This window comes from Aliiroseovarius sp. S1339, assembly GCF_023195695.1.
Taxonomy (GTDB): Bacteria; Pseudomonadota; Alphaproteobacteria; order Rhodobacterales; family Rhodobacteraceae; genus Aliiroseovarius.
Genome location: NZ_JALPQG010000002.1, coordinates 325,337 through 344,674, shown reverse-complemented (window position 1 = coordinate 344,674; position 19,338 = coordinate 325,337). Strand labels below are relative to the sequence as shown.

At 58.6% G+C, this 19,338-nt stretch carries 17 protein-coding genes; 7 read left to right on the top strand and 10 right to left on the bottom strand.

Going from position 1 to position 19,338, the window contains the following annotated elements; all coding sequences use genetic code 11:
* Positions 1-49 precede the first annotated feature (49 nt).
* The 3 genes from MUY35_RS04665 (at position 50) to napF (ending at position 2,879) form a co-directional block, all read left to right on the top strand.
* Entirely contained in the window at positions 50-709 is a 660-nt protein-coding gene (locus MUY35_RS04665) for a response regulator transcription factor (RefSeq protein ID WP_248364264.1), read from the top strand.
* Positions 706-2,082 carry a HAMP domain-containing sensor histidine kinase gene (locus MUY35_RS04660; RefSeq protein WP_248364261.1) on the top strand — a complete coding sequence of 459 codons (1,377 nt, stop codon included), beginning with the start codon at positions 706-708 and terminating at the stop codon, positions 2,080-2,082. Before MUY35_RS04665 ends, MUY35_RS04660 begins: the two co-directional genes overlap by 4 nt.
* Positions 2,083-2,378: 296 nt before the next feature.
* Complete coding sequence (gene napF, locus MUY35_RS04655; RefSeq protein ID WP_248364258.1) at positions 2,379-2,879, top strand: ferredoxin-type protein NapF; 501 nt, start codon at positions 2,379-2,381, stop codon at positions 2,877-2,879.
* Between the two features lie 131 nt (positions 2,880-3,010).
* On the opposite strand, the gene MUY35_RS04650 is transcribed toward napF, so the two are convergent.
* From MUY35_RS04650 to MUY35_RS04625, 6 genes are all read right to left on the bottom strand, one after another.
* Positions 3,011-4,000, bottom strand: coding sequence for an ABC transporter substrate-binding protein (locus MUY35_RS04650; protein ID WP_248364255.1), 990 nt, complete (start codon positions 3,998-4,000; stop codon positions 3,011-3,013).
* A 40-nt stretch (positions 4,001-4,040) separates the two neighbouring features.
* The gene (locus MUY35_RS04645; RefSeq protein ID WP_248364253.1) at positions 4,041-4,886 is read right to left on the bottom strand and encodes an ABC transporter permease; all 846 of its coding nucleotides are present in this window, start codon (positions 4,884-4,886) and stop codon (positions 4,041-4,043) included.
* A complete protein-coding gene (locus MUY35_RS04640) occupies positions 4,883-5,818 on the bottom strand; it encodes an ABC transporter permease subunit (protein WP_248364251.1) in 936 nt (311 codons plus the stop codon). Before MUY35_RS04640 ends, MUY35_RS04645 begins: the two co-directional genes overlap by 4 nt.
* Positions 5,811-6,593: an ABC transporter ATP-binding protein gene (locus MUY35_RS04635; protein ID WP_248364250.1), complete on the bottom strand. Its 783-nt coding sequence runs from the start codon at positions 6,591-6,593 to the stop codon at positions 5,811-5,813. The genes MUY35_RS04640 and MUY35_RS04635 overlap by 8 nt, the downstream gene beginning before the upstream one ends.
* A 1-nt stretch (position 6,594) precedes the next feature.
* Positions 6,595-8,049: a dihydropyrimidinase gene (gene hydA, locus MUY35_RS04630; RefSeq protein WP_248364248.1), complete on the bottom strand. Its 1,455-nt coding sequence runs from the start codon at positions 8,047-8,049 to the stop codon at positions 6,595-6,597.
* A 77-nt stretch (positions 8,050-8,126) separates the two neighbouring features.
* A complete protein-coding gene (locus MUY35_RS04625; RefSeq protein ID WP_248364246.1) occupies positions 8,127-9,380 on the bottom strand; it encodes a Zn-dependent hydrolase in 1,254 nt (417 codons plus the stop codon).
* A 183-nt stretch (positions 9,381-9,563) separates the two neighbouring features.
* Between MUY35_RS04625 and MUY35_RS04620 the strand changes: the two genes are divergently transcribed.
* Together MUY35_RS04620 and MUY35_RS04615 are read left to right on the top strand one after the other, a co-directional pair.
* Complete coding sequence (locus MUY35_RS04620) at positions 9,564-10,211, top strand: TetR family transcriptional regulator C-terminal domain-containing protein (protein ID WP_248364244.1); 648 nt, start codon at positions 9,564-9,566, stop codon at positions 10,209-10,211.
* Entirely contained in the window at positions 10,211-10,837 is a 627-nt protein-coding gene (locus MUY35_RS04615; RefSeq protein WP_248364242.1) for a TetR family transcriptional regulator C-terminal domain-containing protein, read from the top strand. Before MUY35_RS04620 ends, MUY35_RS04615 begins: the two co-directional genes overlap by 1 nt.
* On the opposite strand, the gene MUY35_RS04610 is transcribed toward MUY35_RS04615, so the two are convergent.
* The 4 genes from MUY35_RS04610 to glpD all read right to left on the bottom strand — a co-directional run bounded on the left by MUY35_RS04610 (position 10,818) and on the right by glpD (position 16,033).
* Positions 10,818-11,708, bottom strand: a complete 891-nt coding sequence (locus MUY35_RS04610; RefSeq protein WP_248364240.1) for a DMT family transporter — start codon at positions 11,706-11,708, stop codon at positions 10,818-10,820. The genes MUY35_RS04615 and MUY35_RS04610 overlap by 20 nt on opposite strands.
* Positions 11,709-11,715: 7 nt before the next feature.
* Positions 11,716-13,020, bottom strand: coding sequence for an NAD-dependent dihydropyrimidine dehydrogenase subunit PreA (preA, locus tag MUY35_RS04605; RefSeq protein WP_248364239.1), 1,305 nt, complete (start codon positions 13,018-13,020; stop codon positions 11,716-11,718).
* Positions 13,020-14,360: an NAD(P)-dependent oxidoreductase gene (locus tag MUY35_RS04600; RefSeq protein ID WP_248364238.1), complete on the bottom strand. Its 1,341-nt coding sequence runs from the start codon at positions 14,358-14,360 to the stop codon at positions 13,020-13,022. Before MUY35_RS04600 ends, preA begins: the two co-directional genes overlap by 1 nt.
* A 104-nt stretch (positions 14,361-14,464) precedes the next feature.
* The gene (glpD, locus tag MUY35_RS04595) at positions 14,465-16,033 is read right to left on the bottom strand and encodes a glycerol-3-phosphate dehydrogenase (RefSeq protein WP_248364237.1); all 1,569 of its coding nucleotides are present in this window, start codon (positions 16,031-16,033) and stop codon (positions 14,465-14,467) included.
* Between the two features lie 390 nt (positions 16,034-16,423).
* Between glpD and MUY35_RS04590 the strand changes: the two genes are divergently transcribed.
* Entirely contained in the window at positions 16,424-16,882 is a 459-nt protein-coding gene (locus MUY35_RS04590) for a (2Fe-2S)-binding protein (protein WP_348984495.1), read from the top strand.
* A gap of 2 nt (positions 16,883-16,884) precedes the next feature.
* On the top strand, positions 16,885-19,119 hold the full coding sequence (locus MUY35_RS04585; protein ID WP_248364235.1) for a molybdopterin cofactor-binding domain-containing protein: 2,235 nt from the start codon (positions 16,885-16,887) through the stop codon (positions 19,117-19,119).
* Positions 19,120-19,338: the final 219 nt, after the last annotated feature.

The window sequence follows — 19,338 nt, the reverse complement described above, 5'->3', positions numbered from 1 at the left end:
CGATTGCTGACGAATGTTTTATGGTTGCGAAAAAAGTGGACCAAACGGAATGCGATTGCTGGTAATCGAAGATGAACAGGGACTTGCTGATGCGGTCGCGGACCACTTGCGCGAAGCCAGCCACGCCGTCGACATCGCGGGAACTTTGGATGACGCACAGGCTGCCGTGCGCGCGACGCAATATGACCTGATCCTCCTGGACCTGCATCTGCCCGATGGTGACGGGCTGTCCTTGGTTCGTGACCTTCGCAACAGGTCGGCCAACACGCCAGTCTTGATCGCCACAGCGCGCGACCGAATTATGGAGCGGATTGAGGGGCTTGAAGCTGGCGCCGACGATTATCTGGTCAAACCCTATGATCTGGACGAAATGCTGGCGCGCATCTCCGCTATTTTGCGGCGGGCGGACAGCAGTCGGGCAACCCAGCGACAGTTTGGATCTATCAAGGTCGTGCCATCCGCCAAGTCGGTATATCTGGACGGACAGCCTGTCAGCCTTACCACCAAGGAATGGGCGATCTTGGATCGGCTGAGCAGACGGCCCGGGATAACCGTCGCAAAGGCCGAACTTGAAGACGCGCTCTATGGGTTTGGAAATGAAGTAGAAAGCAACGCCATCGAAGCCCATGTCAGCCGTCTGCGGGCCAAGCTGGGGCGCGATGTGATCGAGACGGTTCGCGGATTTGGATACAGGATGGGCAAGGGATGAACGTGCGCAACAGCTTGGCCCGGCGTCTGTCGCGTCTTATCATTTTCGGGTTTGCCTTCATTTGGCTGCTTGCGCTGGTCGCAACCTCTGTCGTGTTGCGTCACGAACAGCTAGAGTTTGCGGACAAGATTATTCAGGAAACTGCCCAGATATACCTGCCCGCCATTGTTAGTGATTTCCGGATCGCAAAGGCGAACGGTGACCCCCTTCCAATCGAGTTTGAACGCAGAATGCGATTTGATCCCGACGGCGGAATGGAGCTAGAGGACGAGGTGTTGGTCTATCGCCTGCTAGATCGATCGGGCAACGCGCTGATGGTCTCGGCCACACCGCCTGAAACCGTATTTCCAGCGGCAGGTTCGCGGGGCTATACCAGAACCGAAAGCCATGTGTTTTTTACTACGCCGCCCAACAAAGAAGGCTTTGTCATGCAGGTTGGTGACCTGCGCGAGGAACGGTCCGAAGTCTTCTTTGAAAGCGTTCTGGCGTTGGTGATCCCCATGCTTGCCATTCTTCCGCTAGTCTATCTGACGGTGGCATGGATTGGCAAAAAAGCGTTGTCCCCGCTAGACCAGGTGCGGCGCGAGATTGAAGCGCGTAACGATGCGCGGCTCGACCCCATTGACGCCAGTGGTCAGCCTGCTGAACTGCGCGCGATCACCGCCACGCTGAACGGGTTCATGATCCGGCTGTCACAGGCGTTGGACGGGGAACGCGCCTTCGCCACAAATGCTGCGCACGAGTTGCGCACACCCGTCGCAGTGGCATTGGCTCAGGTTCAACGGATGCGGGCCGAGGCGGGTGGCGACGCTGGGGGACGGCTTGCCGCCATTGAGGATGCGCTTAAGCGGATGAGCCGACTGGTGACGCGACTTTTGCAGCTGGCACGTGCTGAAGCGGGTATTGGTATGTCGCAGGACGCGCAAGATCTATCAAAGCTCATAGATGTCGTTCTGGACGATAGCTGCCGAGATGCCAACCGGCGCAACCGGCTGCGAATTGTGCGACCGAAGCAAGCAGTCTTCGCCAATATCGACCCCGATGCATTTGCCATGATTGCTGGCAACCTGATCGACAACGCTTTCCAACATGCCCCCGCCGATACACCGATTGAGGTTGAACTGACGCAAGCAGGCGTGCTGCGGGTCAAGAACGACGGTCCAGTGCTATCACCGTCAGAGCTTGATCATTTGCCAAAGCGCTTTCAGCGCGGGACGAAAACCACTGATGGGTTCGGCTTGGGCCTCTACATCGCCGACAAGGTCGCGCGTCATTCTGGCGGCAAACTGGAATTTCATTCCCCGCCGATTGGCGAGGTGTCCGGGTTTGAAGGCCGGTTCCAAGCACCAGTGCATCGTTCGGACAGTGCCTAGCGGGTGAGCGAACAAAGAACTGATGTATGGCACTCGTTGGTGCCAAACGGCAAAAAAACTTTCACTGTTCAGTAATGGCCTTCTATGTCAAAGCTTGTTCGCATGGCTTTCAAAAATTATCATTCTATTTCTGATATTTGCGTACGTTTGTGGACACGGCATTCAATACTAGAGCTTCGTCAAACGATGCGAGGTCTACCAGTGCCGACAATTAATGTTGATCTAGGTCAATAGGGCGCGAGCCCGTCTCGTTTAAGGATTGTCGTGCACTCCAAGAAACAGCGAGCGACTTGAATATGTCTGAATCACCCGTCAGACGCTCTGATCTGAAAAGCGATGTTCACGGAACTCTGCGCCAACGTCCGCCGGGGGCGGGTGTCGAGGCGGCGTTTCTTGACGCCTGCACGCAATGCGGTGATTGCGCCGAAGCGTGCCCCGAAGGGATCATCGCCCATGACGCCGATGAACGTCCATTTCTCGATTTCAATAGCGGTGCGTGCACCTTCTGTCATGCATGCACGGATGCCTGCGACTTCGGCGCGCTGTTGCCAGAAAACGAGTGGCTGTGGAAAGGATCGGTGGACAAAAGCTGCCTGTCGCTGAACGGTGTTGAGTGTCGCACCTGCGAAGCTCACTGCGACCAGCGCGCCATCGGATTTCAACCGCAAACCGGCGGCCATGCCCAACCAGAGCTGGACGAAGACCTGTGTAACGGCTGTGGCGGCTGTTCCATGGCGTGCCCGGTGGGCGCCATTTCCTTCAAAAAAACCACGCCGAAAACTGAGGTCCACCGCTGATGCTAACCAGCAGCCTTAAGGCTTGCTGGAAGGTGGCGATTTCGCGGTGTTGATCGCCAATTTTTTTCGATAGTCCAAAATGAAAACGGCGCACTGGTGACAGCGCGCCGCGTTCAGTAATTTAGCAGGTTTTAGTTCAGCGCTGCATCGGTGATGGCACTGGTCCATGCACCTTCAGGCTCCATCGTGATGACGGGGTCCGACCCGCCAGCCAGAAGCGTCTGAACCGTCCGCTCGTAAGCGGCCGGGTCAAGTGCACCGTTCGAACCCGCCGTCAGCTTGGCGATCTCGCCCATCATGCGCACCTGATGGTTTTCGGTCTGGGCGCCGGTTTCGTCATACTCAAGAACGATCATGGCGGCATCGGCCGGGTTTTCTTCGGCCCATTTCCAACCCTTCATCGAGGCGCGCACGAAGCGTTCCATCTTGTTGGTAAACGCCTCGTCGCTCAGGTTTTCTTCCATCACGTAAAGGCCGTCTTCCAGCGTCGCGACGCCTTGGTCTTCATACTTGAACGTCACCAGCTCTTCCGGTGTGACACCGGCATCAATCACCTGCCAGTATTCGTTATAGGTCATGGTCGAAATGCAATCGGCCTGACGTTGCACAAGGGGATCGACGTTGAAACCTTGCTTCAACACTTCGACGCCAGTTTCGCTGGCGCCATCGGTTGCGATACCCAATTTGGACATCCAGCTCATGAATGGAAACTCGTTGCCGAAGAACCAGACACCAAGGGTGCGGTTGGCCAGATCTTCCGGCGCGCTGATACCGACATCGCCCCAGCAGGTCAGCATCATACCGGACGATGCGAACGGCTGCGCGATGTTGACCAGCGGCAGACCCTTTTCGCGTGCGGCCAGTGCGGCAGGCATCCATTCAACGATCACGTCGGCCCCGCCGCCTGCGATCACCTGAGTGGGCGCAATATCCGGTCCACCGGGCAGAATGGTCACGTCCAGATCCTCTTCGGTATAGAACCCTTGGTCCAGCGCGACGTAATAGCCCGCGAACTGCGACTGGGTGACCCATTTGAGTTGCAATTTCACTTCGTCCGCCGCCATAGCGGTGCCCGAGGTGAGCGCCAGGGCAGCAGCCCCGATCACTGAATTGAATTTCATGTCTCTCTCCTTGTTGAACTTCGTTTGTTATTATTATTGCTCAGCCTCGTTGGGACGGGTGCCAGAATGTCACCTTCTTTTCGATCCACGCCACAACACCATAGAACATCGTGCCTGCCAATGCTGCGACGGCAATTTCCGCCCAGACCAGATCAATGGACAGACTGCCGACACCGGTTGAAATGCGAAAGCCCATGCCGCGGGTGGGTGATCCGAAATACTCGGCCACGATTGCGCCGATCAGGGCCAGCGTGGCCCCCACTTTCAGCCCGTTGAAGATAAACGGCATGGCGGCCGGGATGCGCAGTTTCCACAGGGTTTTGAAATATCCTGCGGCGTAGGTTTTCATCAGATCGCGCAGCATGGCGTCGGTTTCGCGCAGGCCTTGCACCGTGTTCACCAGAACGGGAAAGAACACCATGACGACCACCACAGCCGCTTTTGACTGCCAGTCAAACCCGAACCAGCTGACAAGGATCGGGGCGATGCCTACGATGGGCAGGGCGGCCACGAAATTCCCGATGGGCAGAAGCCCGCGCGTCAGGAAGGGGGACCGGTCAATCAAGACCGCCATTACAAAGGCCGCACCCGCGCCGATAAAGTAGCCGCTAAGCGCACCTTTCAAAACGGTTTGCTTGAAATCCACCCACAGCAACCCTGTCGAGTTCGCAAACGTGTCCGCGACCGCAGATGGTGCTGGCAGGATTGCGGCTGAGACGTTGAAGCTGTGGACCAAAGCCTCCCACGCGACCAACAGTGTCATGCCGAAGATGATCGGCACCGCATATCGCACAAGCGCCGTGTCGGACCATTTGGACCGGGCCATGGTGACATTTGCAGCCCAAGCCGCCAGCCAGAAGGCGAGGGCGAAGATCAACCAATTCATGAGCGCATCCCCATCCTTCGCAGCAGCACATGCTGCGTTCGATCAAGCAGGGTGACCAGCACACCGGCCAGAATGGCGGCTGCAAAAAGCGCCGCCCAGATCGCCAGCGGTGTGCCAAACTGATCCCCGATCAGGATGCGCGCGCCAAGACCACTGATTGCCCCGGTTGGAAGCTCGCCAATGATGGCACCGACAAGAGCGGCCGCAATGCCGATTTTCAGCGACGTGAAAAGATAGGGCAGCGAAGCTGGCATGCGCAGTTTCAGGAACCGCTGCACGCCGGATGCGCTGTAGGTTTTCAACAGGTCCAGTTGCTCTGCGGTGGGCGAGCGAAGGCCTTTGACCATGCCCACCAGCACCGGGAAGAAGCACAGGTAGGATGAAATCAACGCCTTGGGAAACCCGCGCCCCTCGATCCCGACCTGCGATGACAAGACGATGATCATCGGCGCCAGCGCCACGATGGGGATGGCTTGCGAGATGATGGCCCACGGCATCACCGACATCTCGATCACGCGGGACTGCACGATTGCAATGGCTCCGACAATGCCAATTGTGGTGCCAAGCAGAAAGCCCCAGAAGGTGGACTGAAGCGTGATCCATCCGTGATAGATCAGCGACCGTTTCGACCACGTGCGCCCCTTCAGGACCATCGCGCCCGTGGTCTTCCACAGCTCTTCGCCGACTTGCATGGGGGTGGGAAGCCGGGGGCGATCAAGGTCATATCCCGCCGCGATATGGTCGCGGTTGTTCGACATCAGGGTCAAAATCGGCACATTGCGCCGTTCAACCGCTGACGGGGGCTCAATTTCCGCGCCCGCGCGTGCCGCCTGATCAAGAGCCACGCGAATATTCATCGGCGCGACAGCGAGATACCAGATGACGACGATGGTGGCCAAAACGGTCAAAACGGAAAGCGCGGTCTTAGTCATAGGAATGTCCCGCCCGCAGCCCTTCGCGCACCCGATGTGCCACGTCCAGAAACGCCTGAGTGTCGCGGATATCAAGCGGGCGATCTACCGGCAGCGGGTTCTCGATAACATCGGATATCCGCCCCGGTCGGGGCGACATGACGACGATCTTGGTTGATAGATATACCGCTTCGGGGATCGAGTGGGTGACGAAAGCAATCGTCTTCTGCGTCTTGGCCCACAGCTTCAAAAGCTGCTCGTTCAAGTGGTCGCGCACAATCTCGTCCAGCGCGCCAAAGGGTTCGTCCATCAGCAGAATGTCCGCGTCAAACGCCAGCGCCCGCGCGATCGAGGCGCGTTGTTGCATCCCGCCAGACAGCTGCCACGGGAATTTCTTCTCAAACCCGTCCAGTTCGACCAGTTCGAGAACGCGTTTGATGCGCGCGTCTTGGTCCTCTTTCGTATACCCCATGATTTCAAGCGGCAGGCGAACATTGCGCCCGATGGTGCGCCACGGATACAGCCCTGCGTGCTGAAAGACATAACCATAGGCACGCGATTTACGCGCCTCGCGTGCCGACACACCATTCACCGTGATCGAGCCACCTGTGGGCTCCTCCAGGTCAGCCATGCAGCGCAGGAACGTTGTCTTGCCACAGCCCGACGGGCCGATGAAGCTGACGAAATCGCCCTTGTTGATATCAAGCGACACGTCCTTGAGCGCATGCACCGGGCCGTCATTGGTTTGGAAGGTCAGCGAGAGGTTCTCGGCCTTTACGATGGTTTCTGTGCTCACCTTAGACACCTGTCGCCGGAATGCCGGTGCGTTTGACCGGCTGTGGTGCGGTCAGTTCTTTCCATTTGCTGAGCGCGGTGTTGACCGTCGCGTTCGGTTCGCGTTCAACAAACTTGCCGTGGCCTTCCTGCGTCTTGATCTCGCCGTCATGCACCGCAACCTGGCCGCGTGTCAGCGTGAAGCGGGGCAGGCCTTTGACCTTGTGGCCTTCAAACACGTTATAATCGATGGCCGATTGTTGGCTGCCTGCCGTGATGGTCTTTTCCTTCTCGGGATCCCACACAACAAGGTCGGCGTCGGCCCCCACCAGAACAGCTCCTTTCTTGGGATAGCAGTTCAGGATTTTGGCGATGTTGGTTGAGGTGACGGCGACAAATTCATTCATCGTCAGGCGCCCCGTGGCCACGCCGTTCGTCCACAGCATCGGCATCCGATCCTCAAGCCCGCCGGTGCCGTTCGGGATCTTGGTGAAATCCCCAACGCCATAGCGTTTTTGTTCGGTCGTGAAGGCACAGTGGTCGGTCGCGACGACGGACAAGCTGCCCGATTGCAGACCGGCCCACAGGCTGTCTTGGTGCATCTTGTTGCGGAAGGGCGGCGACATCACGCGACGCGCTGCGTGATCCCAATCCTTGTTGAAATACTCGCTTTCATCCAAGGTCAGGTGCTGGATTAGCGGCTCACCCCAAACCCGTTTGCCCTGCATGCGGGCGCGGCGGATCGCCTCGTGGCTTTCCTCGCAGGACACATGTACGACATAGAGCGGCGCACCGGCCATGTCGGCAATCATGATCGCGCGGTTGGTGGCTTCGCCTTCGACCTGCGACGGGCGGGAATAGGCGTGGGCTTCCGGCCCGGTGTTGCCCTCGGCCAGCAGCTTGGCGGAGAGTTCCGCCACTACGTCGCCGTTTTCGGCATGCACCATCGGGGTCGCGCCCAGTTCGGCCAAACGGTTGAACGAAGCGAACAGCTCGTCATCATTCACCATCAACGCGCCCTTATAGGCGAGGAAGTGCTTGAACGTGTTGATGCCGCGTTCCTGAACGACGGTTTTCATGTCGTCGAACACTTGCTCGCCCCACCATGTCACGGCCATGTGGAAGGAGTAGTCGCAATTGGCGCGGGTCGATTTGTTATCCCAGCGTTTCAACGCGTCCAGCAGGCTTTCCCCTTGGTTTGGCAGCGCGAAATCGACAACCATCGTGGTGCCACCGGCCAGTGCCGCCCGCGTGCCGCTTTCGAAATCGTCCGAGGAATAGGTGCCCATGAACGGCATTTCGAGGTGCGTGTGCGGGTCGATCCCGCCGGGCATGACGTAGCAACCGGTGGCGTCCAACTCCTTGTCGCCTTTCAGATCCGGGCCAATTTCGATGATCTTGCCGTTGTCGATCAAGACGTCTGCCTTGTAGGTAAGGTCTGCTGTGACGACGGTTCCATTTTTAATGACTGTGGTCATTTCAGTTCTCCCTGTGGATGGCGTCTTTTGATATCCTCACCCAGTGGGTGGGGCACCTTTGCGCCATAACTAGTTGTTCAGTCGACGATTTCCGCCGTCTCCAAAACCGCATGCATCAGCACGTCCGTGCCTGCCGCCGCCCATTCCTTGGAAATGTCCTCCGCCTCGTTGTGGCTCAGGCCATCCACACAGGGGCACATGATCATCGCGGTCGGATAGATCTCGTTGATCCAGCAGGCGTCGTGGCCCGCGCCGGAGACGATGTCCATGTGGCTATAGCCCAGTTCTTTCGCGGCATTGCGCACGGCTTTCACGCAGCCTTCGTCAAAGGCGGGCGGGTCGAAGGTGCCGACCATCTCCCAGCTCATTTCCACGCCGATATCCGCACAGAGCTTCGGCGCACGTTCGTCAAACTCGGCGATCATCGCGTCGATCACCTCTTGCAGGTGCGAGCGGAAATCGACGGTGCAGACGACCTTGCCGGGGATGATGTTGCGCGAGTTCGGGTAGACGTCGATATGGCCAATCGCCCCCACCGCGTTGGGTTGGTGCTTCATCGCGATCTCGTGGACCAGTTCGGTGATCAGCGCCAAGCCACGTCCTGCGTTGATCCGCATGGGCATGGGGGTCGAGCCTGTGTGGCTTTCCTTGCCGATGATGGTCACTTCCAGCCAGTTCAGACCTTGGCCGTGGGTGACGACGCCGATGTCTTTGCCCTCGGCCTCAAGAATGGGGCCTTGTTCGATGTGCAGCTCAAACATCGCGTGCATCTTGCGTGCACCGACTTCTTCGTCGCCGACCCAGCCGATGCGCTTCAACTCGTCACCGAATTTCTTACCTTCGGCATCTTCGCGCGCGTAAGCCCAGTCTTGCGAGTGCTTGCCAGCGAACACGCCAGAGGCCAGCATGGCAGGCGCGAACCGCGTGCCTTCTTCGTTGGTCCAGTTGGTCAGCACAATCGGGTGTTTGGTCTTGACGTTCAGGTCATTCATCGTGCGGATGGCTTCCAGCCCGCCAAGCACACCCAGCACGCCGTCATACTTGCCGCCCGTCGGCTGCGTATCCAGATGCGAGCCCATATAGACAGGCAGGGCGTCGGGGTCTTCGCCAGGGCGGGTGGCAAACATGTTGCCCATAGTATCGACGCCCATGGTGCAGCCTGCAGCCTCGCACCAGCTTTGAAACAGAGCGCGGCCGTCGGCGTCTTCGTCGGTCAGGGTCTGGCGATTGTTACCGCCCGCGACGCCCGGCCCGATCTTGGCCATCTCCATAATGCTGTCCCAAAGACGGTCAGGATTGATGCGCAGGTTTTTCCCGTGGCTCATAGTCATCTCCCATTTGGTCGGCCTTGCGGCGTGCGGAAATTAGATTCCGTCGTTACCCACAGGCTGGCGGATTTCTGCACGATCGGTCAATCTTTTTCTGACCGATCGTGCAGACAACACCTGTTTTTTGCGCAAAACTCGTGCCACAAGATGAAACGCTGTGCGGATTTTGCACAAACAACGAGTGTGATGAGCGACGTGAACAAGACGACAAGAGGCATCCAAAGCCGCAATCGCGAAGAGGTGACAGCCCGCATTCTGGTTGCCGCCGAAAAAGTGTTTGCCGAGTTTGGATATGCCGGTGCCTCGATCAGTCGGATCGCGGCCGTGGCGGGGCTGCCCAAATCAAACGTGGTTTATTATTTCGAGACGAAAGAGGCGCTGTATCGCCGTGTCGTGGGCGAGATCTTCGATATCTGGCGTGCAGCGGCGGACAGTATCAAGGTCGACAACGACCCGATCCAAGCGCTGGGCGACTATATCGACACCAAACTGGATCTTGCGCGCACGCGGCCCTATGGCTCGAAAGTTTGGGCGAACGAGATTATCCAGCGCGCGCCCATCGTGCAGGACTATCTGGAAGACGAGTTGCGATCCTGGACCGAAAACCGGATTACGGTGATCGACGCATGGATTGAAAACGGGCAAATCCGCCCGATCAGCGCACGTCATTTGCTCTATGCAATCTGGGCGACGACGCAGCATTACGCTGACTTTACCCATCAGATCACGACACTGAACAATGGGGTCGAGCTGTCGGATACGCAGTGGGACGAGACCAAGACAGCCGTCAAAGACTTGCTGCTGTCCGGCGTTCAGCTGCATGGGGACACCTGATGGCGAAAGCAGGTGCAACATCCCGCCCGACACGGATTCAGCGCGAAAAGCGACAGGCGATTTTTGAGGCGGCGTTGAATGTATTCTCTGAAAAGGGATTGCGGGGGGCGACACTTGATCAGATCGCCAAAGCTGCCGGGATATCGAAGCAAAACATTGTCTATTACTTCAACGGCAAAGAAGCGATTTATTCCGAACTGTTGGAAGGTCTTCTTGAACAATGGGTCAGCCCGCTGCGCGACTTGTCCGAGGACGGTGATCCGATGGAAGAAATCCTGACCTATGTCAGCCGCAAAATCGAAATGTCACGCGACATGCCCCGTGAAAGTCGTTTGTTTGCGACCGAGGTTTTGCATGGCGCGCCCCGTTTGGGCGACATGCTGAACACCGATCTGAAGGCGCTGGTGGATGAAAAAGCCGCGATCATCGCAGGTTGGATGGTCGAGGGGCGGCTGGCGACCATTGACCCGCATCACCTGATCTTCTCGATCTGGGCGATGACACAGCATTATGCGGATTTCGACCTTCAGGTGCAGGCGGTCTTGGGACCGGTGCGCAGTGACACACGGTTCGAAGATGCCGAGGCGTTCATCACCCATATGCTGGTCAGAACGCTTCGCCCCTAAGCAGCATGGCAAGTGCCAGCAGGGTTGCGGCCACACCGGCCATCAGAAGGGCAGGTTGGGTCGCGCCGTAAAACAGGAACTCCCACAGCACCACCCAGCTGGGCACCAGATATGTATAGGCCATGACCTTGCTGGCGGGAAGGCGCTGGCTGGCATATTGGACCAGAAAGAACGTGCCGGCTGTGGTGACAACCGCAAGATAGGTAATGACCATCCAAACCGCCGGGCGCAGGGCCGCGAAATCCGTGTGGATCACGTCGCGGAACCCATAAATGCCGGTGACGATCAACGCGCCCAGCACAGTCCCGATCGAGGTCTGCAAAGGCTGCACACCCTGCGCCAGCTTGCGCGCCAAAGCGGGCACCAGCGCATGGCACAGCGCGCCGATGGCAAACAGCGCCTCGCCGCGCCCAACCTCAAAACGCAACAGTGCGTTCAGGTCGGCGCGGAAAATGACCCACACCGCCCCCACCGCACCGATGGTCAGCGCAATCAACGTCCACCGCCCCGACCGTTGCCCCGCGATCAGCAATCCGCACCCGGCGGCCATCAGCGGGGTTAGGGTGAAGACGGCAGCGGTCGAGACCGGGGTCGTGATCCTGAGCGCTTCGAACATGGTAATGAAATAGACGGCCATCAGCCCGCCCATCAGGCCAAAGCGCCAAAAACCCGTGAAGACCGGACGCACCGGTATACGCATGACGCGCGCCAGCCCGAACAGGACCAGCGCGGCCAGCGCAAACCGCACCGTGTTCAGGGCGGTGGGGGTGATCTCTTTTGCGACGATGTGGCCAAAGCTGAAGGACAGCGACACCAGCGCCGAGAAAGACAACATCGCCAGATGGCCCTGCCGGGAGGAGGACAGGGCCATCCCAGCCTTACTCGGCGGCTGTGGCGCTTGGGTTGTTGGGGTGGGTTGTCCAGTTGGCATATTCTTTCTCAACAACCTTTCCGGTTCGTTCGTCCATGGCACCCGGTGCTATGGTTTCCATGGTGATGCAGCCGTCGACGGGGCAGACATTCACACACAGGTTGCACGCCACGCATTCGTCGTCTTTCACGTCGAAAACGCGATCCTCGGACATGCTGATCGCTTGGTGCGAGGTGTCTTCGCAGGCTGCATAACAGCGCCCGCATTGGATGCAAGCGTCTTGGTCAATGCGCGCCTTGGTGACGTGGTTCAGGTTCAGATATTGCCAGTCGGTGACATTGGGCACCGCACGGCCGACCACTTCTTCGATTGAGGTGTAGCCCTTTTCATCCATCCACTGGCTGAGGCCCGAGATCATTTCCTGCACCACCTTGAACCCGTAGGTCATGGCGGCCGTGCAAACCTGCACGTTGCCCGCGCCAAGCGCCATGAATTCGGCTGCATCGCGCCATGTGGTCACACCGCCAATGCCCGAAATGGGCAAGCCATGCGTGCCGGGGTTGCGGGCAATCTCGGCCACCATGTTCAGGGCGATGGGTTTCACCGCCGGGCCGCAATAGCCGCCATGGGTGCCTTTGCCGTCGATCATCGGTTCGGGCGCCATGGCGTCCAGATTAACGTTGGTGATCGAGTTGATCGTGTTGATCAGACTGACCGCATCCGCGCCGCCATCTTTCGCCGCCTGCGCGGGCAGAAGGATGTTGGTGATGTTGGGCGTCAGCTTCACGATGACGGGCAGGTCGGTGGCTTCCTTGCACCAGCGCGTGACCATCTCAATATACTCCGGCACCTGACCGACAGCCGATCCCATGCCGCGTTCGGCCATCCCGTGCGGGCAGCCGAAGTTCAGCTCGAACCCGTCACAGCCGGTTTCGGCGATGCGGGGGATGATGCGTTTCCACTCATCTTCCTCGCAGGGCACCATCACGGACGCGATCAGCGCGTGGTCGGGATAGTCCTTCTTCACGCGGGCCATTTCCTCAAGGTTCACCTCAAGCGGGCGGTCGGTGATCAACTCGATGTTGTTCAGACCCAGCAAGCGGCGGTCGGCCCCGTGGATCGCGCCATAGCGCGGGCCGTTCACGTTGACGACGGGTGGCCCTTCGGCTCCAAGCGTCTTCCACACAACACCACCCCAACCGGCTTCGAACGCGCGGCGCACGTTGTATTCCTTGTCGGTGGGCGGGGCCGAGGCCAGCCAGAACGGGTTGGGTGACTTAATTCCAAGAAAGTTTGATGTCAGGTCGGCCATTAGCTTGCTCCTGTCAGAGTGGCGTGGATGTCCATGGCCGCATCGCGACCTTCGGCAACGGCGGTGACGGTCAGGTCGTCCCCGCCCGAGGCGCAATCGCCCCCGGCCCAGACATTTGCCAAGTTGGTTTTCTGCGCGTCATTGACCGCGATCTTGCCGCCGTCCAGCGTCAACCCGTCCGGCGTATCACCAAGTTTCTGGCCGATGGCTTTGAACAGTTGATCGGCGGGCAGGGTGAAGGTCTCGTCCAACGTCTCCAACTTGCCATCGCGCGTTTCGGTATAGGCGAAGGTCACGGCAGTCAGCGATCCGTTGCCTTCGATCCCCACCGGGGTCGCATTGCAGATCAACGTCACGCCTTTCTGCCGCGCCAAGTCCTGTTCAAACTTGGAGGCTGCCATCGCCTCTTGCCCGCGACGGTAAACGATTGTCACGTCCTCGGCGCCCAGCAGTTTCGCCTGAACGCCCGCGTCAATCGCGGTCATGCCGCCGCCGATGACGACGACGCGTCGGCCAACGGGCAGGGCGGTCAGGTCACTTGCCTGCCGCAAATCGGCGATGAAATCGACGGCATCCGTGACGTTGGTTTTGTCTTCACCGTCAAGACGCAATGCGTTGACGGCGGTCAGGCCCATGCCAAGAAACACCGCGTCGAAATCATCTTGCAGCCCGTCCAATGTGATGGACTGACCCAAAGCCTGCTGATAGCGGATTTCGATCCCGCCAATGGCCATGAGCCAATCCAGTTCCTTCTGCGCGAAATCATTGGTGGATTTGTAGGCAGCAATGCCAAATTCATTCAGACCGCCCCCTTTGGACCGCGCCTCGAAGACCACAACGTTGTGGCCCAGCATCGCCAAGCGGTGCGCACAGGCAAGGCCAGAGGGGCCAGCGCCCACGACGGCGACCTGTTTGCCGGTCTCAGCCGCACGCACGAATGGGTGCACACCTTTGGCCATCAATGTATCGGTCGCATAGCGTTGCAGGCGGCCGATTTCGACGGGCTTGCCCTCGGCAACTTCGCGCACACACACTTCTTCGCAGAGCGTCTCGGTCGGACAGACCCGCGCGCACATCCCGCCCAGGATGTTCTGGTCAAGGATGGTCTTGGCCGCCGCTTCCGGCGTTCCGGTGGCGATCTGGCGGATGAACAGCGGGATGTCGATGGTTGTCGGACAGGCCGTCATACACGGCGCATCGTGGCAAAAATAGCAACGATCCGCAGCCACAAGCGCTTCGTGTTCGTCGTAAGCTGGATGCAGGTCCGCGAAGTTTGCTTGCACGTCGGCTGGCGTTAGGCGACCCGGAGAGACGCCGTTTTCCCTGTTGGTTTGGGGCATTTCGTGATTCCCATTCTTGTTTTGATCCTTTCATGAAGGCACAAAATCAAGAATTTTACCAGATGGTAAAAAAATAAATCAACAGAAGTATAGGGAAGCGCGGGTCAGAGGTTTCTGATAATCCAATTATCGAGCACCTCAATCTCGCCCTTCTGCAGACGCAGGCCGAGCTTTGAACGACGCCAGACGACATCCTCGGCCCGGCGGACATATTCCTTGTCGATCAGCCAGCGGACTTCCTGTTCGCTCAGGGTTGCGCCGAAGTCGCGGCCAAGGTCACCAGCAGATTTCGCGCCGCTTAAAATGTTCCAACTTTCAGTGCCATAGGCCCGCACAAGACGCTTGGCCCAAATGTCGGTCAGGAACGGGAAGTCTTCTTGCAACTTTGCAATCAGCGCCTGCACCCCGTCGACGGGGAAGTCGCCACCGGGCAGCGGCACGCCCGCGGTCCAGTTTGGTTGATCGGTCGCCAAATGGGGCCCGAGCTTTGCCAGCACGTTTTCAGCAAGGCGGCGATAGGTGGTGATCTTCCCCCCGAAAATGTTCAGAACAGGAGCCCCCGCCTCATCATTCAGCTTCAGCACATATTCACGGGTTGCGGCTGTGGCAGAGCTCGCGCCGTCATCATAAAGCGGGCGCACACCAGAATAGCTCCAGACCACATCGTCTTGCGTGATCGGTTTCTCAAAATACTGGTTGGCGAATGCAATGAGGTAGTGCTGCTCTTCCTCGGTGCAGACCGGGCTTGTGTCTACATCCTCGTGCGGTGCGTCGGTGGTGCCGATCAGGGTGAAGTTCGTCTCATAAGGGATCGCAAAAATGATCCGTCCATCCTGGCCTTGGAAGAAATAGGCTTTGTCGTGATCAAACAGCTTGGGCGTGACGATGTGCGATCCACGCACCAACCAGACCCCTTCGGTGGTCTGAACGTCCAGCGCTTCGTCGATCAACGCGCCGATCCATGGCCCTGCGGCGTTCACAATGATCTTGGCCTTGTGCTGGGTGACTTCTCTGGTCTGGGCATCTTGGGTTTGAATATCCCAATGATCCGTGTGGCGCGTCGTTTTGATCACCTTCGTGCGCGTCATGATCGTGGCACCACGCGCTTCGGCGTCGCGCGCGTTTAGGACGACAAGTCGCGCATCCTCAACCCAGCAATCGGAATACTCATAGGCTTTTGCAAACTTGTCTTTCAGGGGCGCGCCTTCCGGAGTGCCCGGCAATGCCAATGTTTTGGTACCCGGCAATATCTTACGCCCGCCAAGGTGGTCGTAAAGAAACAGGCCAAGGCGGATCAGCCAGGCAGGGCGGCGCCCCTTCATCCACGGCATGACAAACGTCAATAGCTTCGAGGTCGGGGTGTCTCCCTCAAACCGCATGTCTTTGTGATAGGGCAGCACGAAGCGCATGGGCCAACTGATGTGGGGCATCGCGTGCAAAAGGACCTCCCGTTCGACCAATGCTTCGCGCACCAGCCGGAACTTGAAATACTCAAGGTATCTTAACCCACCGTGAAACAGCTTGGTGGATGAGGAAGAGGTCGCCGACGCCAGATCATTCATTTCGGCCAGTTTTACAGATAGCCCGCGTCCCGCCGCGTCGCGCGCTATCCCACAGCCGTTTATGCCGCCGCCAATGATGAACAGGTCGCTGATGTTGTCTGTCTTTTCCATCGGGTGGCCTCGCATCCGTGATTGCCAATGGTATGCACAGAATCTTGATCATGCGAATGAAAAAGACTTTCGCCAATATCCGTTTTGGCGCAAATTTGCGCAGATTCTGACGGCCAGACCCGGCTGCGATGTGGTCGTGACAGGTGGCGCGATGTGGGCCGCGGATGGCAGGCTTTTGGGTGAGCTTGCCGCCTGATCGGCGCGCCGTCGGATCCGGGCCGGGTTGCCACGGATCAAGCACAGCCAGGCAACTTGGCCGCAACCGCAACGAACGCGGCCCCGAAATCGTTGTTGCCTAGCATTAATTTCTGTGGCTTTATTACCTGACCGGTGGTCATTTATCCGTCGACACGTTATTCTATGCAAGCAGCGCGGTCGGGAGGCGGCTCGGTGAAACTCACGGTAAATGGTACGGTGCACGACGTGGATGTCGAAGAGGACATGCCACTTTTGTGGGTGCTGCGTGATGAAGTCGGGCTGAACGGGCCAAAATATGGCTGTGGTGTCGCTGCATGTGGCGCATGTACGGTGCATATTGATGGGGTCGCAGTGCGGTCTTGCCAAACGCCGGTGTCCGATGTGGATGGCGCTGTCACCACCATCGAAGGCCTTGGAAACCCATCTGAAATGCACGCGGTGCAAGCCGCTTGGCTGGAACATCAAGTGGCGCAGTGCGGCTATTGTCAGGGCGGACAGATGATGCAGGCGGCTGACCTTTTGGCAAACATTCCCACCCCGACGGATGCGGATATTGATGACGCCATGTCCGGCAACCTGTGTCGCTGTGGCACATATCCACGTATCCGCGCGGCTGTGAAGACAGCCTCCAAGACATTGCGAGAGGCGTGACCATGGGCCGTGTCGCAACAATCGCTCGTCGCACATTTATGGTCGGTTCTGTCGCCATTCTGGGTGGTGTGGCCTTCGGGTATTACAAATACAAGCAACCTGCCGAAAATCCCTTATTGGATGATCTTGCTGATGGCGCGGCCGCGTTGACGCCTTATGTGCTGATCAATGCAGACGGCATCACGCTGATCACACCGCGCGCAGATATGGGGCAGGGGTCGTATTCCGTTCAGGCGGCTTTGATCGCCGAGGAACTGGATGTCGATCTGAACCAAATCAAGGTTGATCCCGGCCCGCCGTCAAAAGCCTATTATAATACCGCACTTGCGAACGATGCCGTTCCGTTCCCATCGACGAACCAAAGTGCTGCGGCCAACACCATGCGCGGGACCGTCGATTTGGTGATGAAGCTGATGGGCGTCCAGCTCACCGGTGGTTCGACCACTGTGCCTGATGGGTATGAGAAGCTGCGCGTCGCAGGAGCCGTTGCGCGTGAGACATTGAAAGCCGCGGCCGCCGAACAAGCCGGTCTGACCATCACTCAGCTGAAAACCGAACGCGGCGCGGTCGTGCTGCCGGACGGCAAGCGCATTCCCTATCAGGCGCTCGCCGCCAAGGCCGCCGAGATCAAGCCCGTTACAGATGTGGTGCTGCGCCCGTCAACCCAATGGCGGCTGGTGGGCAAGCCCATGCAGCGCGTTGATATGGTGGCGAAATCCACCGGCACGCAAAGCTATGGAATCGATATGCGGATGGACGGGTTGGTCCATGCCGCCGTCCGCCTGAACCCGCGCAAAGGTGGCGACGTGATCAGCTTTGATGCCAGCACCGCCGAGGCGATGCGCGGTGTGCAAAAGGTTATCCCCGTCACCGGAGGGGTGGGCGTGATTGCCGACAACACATGGCGCGCCTTTCAGGCTGTGGACGCGATCGAGGTGGAATGGGGTGACGCGCCATATCCTGCAGAACAAGACCAGCACTGGCAGGTTCTTGCAGACACGCTGGACAGCGGCGATCAAGATGCCCGGCCACGCGACGATGGTGATGTAGACAGCATGCCCATGACGATCAAGGCTGAATACCACGCGCCCTATGTGGCGCATGCACCGCTGGAGCCGCTGAATGCCACGGTTCGGGTCACAAGCGCTCGCGTTGATGTCTGGACCGGAAACCAGATCCCACGCATGACACAAGCAAATGTTGCCAAGATCACAGGTGTGCCGGTCGATAATGTGCATGTGCATATCCTGATGATGGGCGGCAGTTTTGGGCACCGGCTTGAAGACGAGGTTGTGAAACGCTGCGCGGAAATGGCGATGGCACTGCCGGGCACGCCTGTAAAGCTGACCTATAAGCGCGAAGAAGACACGGCCCAGGATTTCACCCGCCCGGTTGCAATGATGCGCGCGCAAGGGGCGGTTGAGGCGGGGCACGTAACGTCGATGGATATTCGCGTCGCGTCTCCGTCGATCTTGGACAGCCAGATGGGCGAGCGGCAGGGCATGGGTTTGCCGGGGCCGGATGCGACCATCACACAGGCGCTTTGGGATCAGCCCTACGCGATTCCGCATTATCGCGTGACGGGCTACCGGTCGCCAAAGTTGGGCCCGGTCAGTTCGTGGCGGTCAGTCGGGGCGTCGCAAAACGGGTTCTTTCACGAGAATTTCCTGAACGCTTTGATCCACGAGGCTGGAGCCGACCCGGTCGAGGAGCGCCTCCGCCTTATGACGGATGAGCCGTCGCGCAAAACACTTGAGGCCGTAGCCGAGATGTCGGGTTGGGGCGGAGCGCTGGGCGCAAACAAAGCCCGAGGCGTAGCCTTCTGCCTGTCCTTCGGCACCCCCTGCGCGCAGATTATCGAGATCACCAATGGCGAACATGGCATCAAGCTGGACAAAGTCTGGGTCGCCGCCGAAGTCGGCCGCGTCATTGATCCGGTGAATTTCGAGAACTTGGTGCAGGGCGGCGTGATCTGGGGGCTTGGCCACGCGATCAACAGTCAGATCACCTATTCCGACGGCATGGCCGAGCAAGACAACTTCTACGATTTCGAAGGTTTGCGCATTTATCAAACCCCCGAAATTTTGGTGCGTGGCTTGGAGAACCGTGACCACGTCACTGGGGTGGGCGAACCGCCCGTGCCGCCAGCCGCGCCCGCCTTGGCCGAGGCGATTTTTCAAGCCACCGGCACCCGACCGACCGAGATGCCATTTGCCAATAGTTTCACTTTCGTCTGACCGCCTAGCCACCACTCACGAGGTCAGACCCAGCGCGCTCGCCTGTATTGGCGGGCGCGTTTTTTTCTATTCTCTGAGTTTTCTATCTTGGATCAAGAAGTACAGGGTGTATGAAGCAATGGTCGCCCAAATCGCCAGCCCTATCCAAATCAGAACGGCGAAAACTGCCCAGAGAAACCCCAAAAAGATCACCAGGGTAAACTCGAACAGCTCCGACAT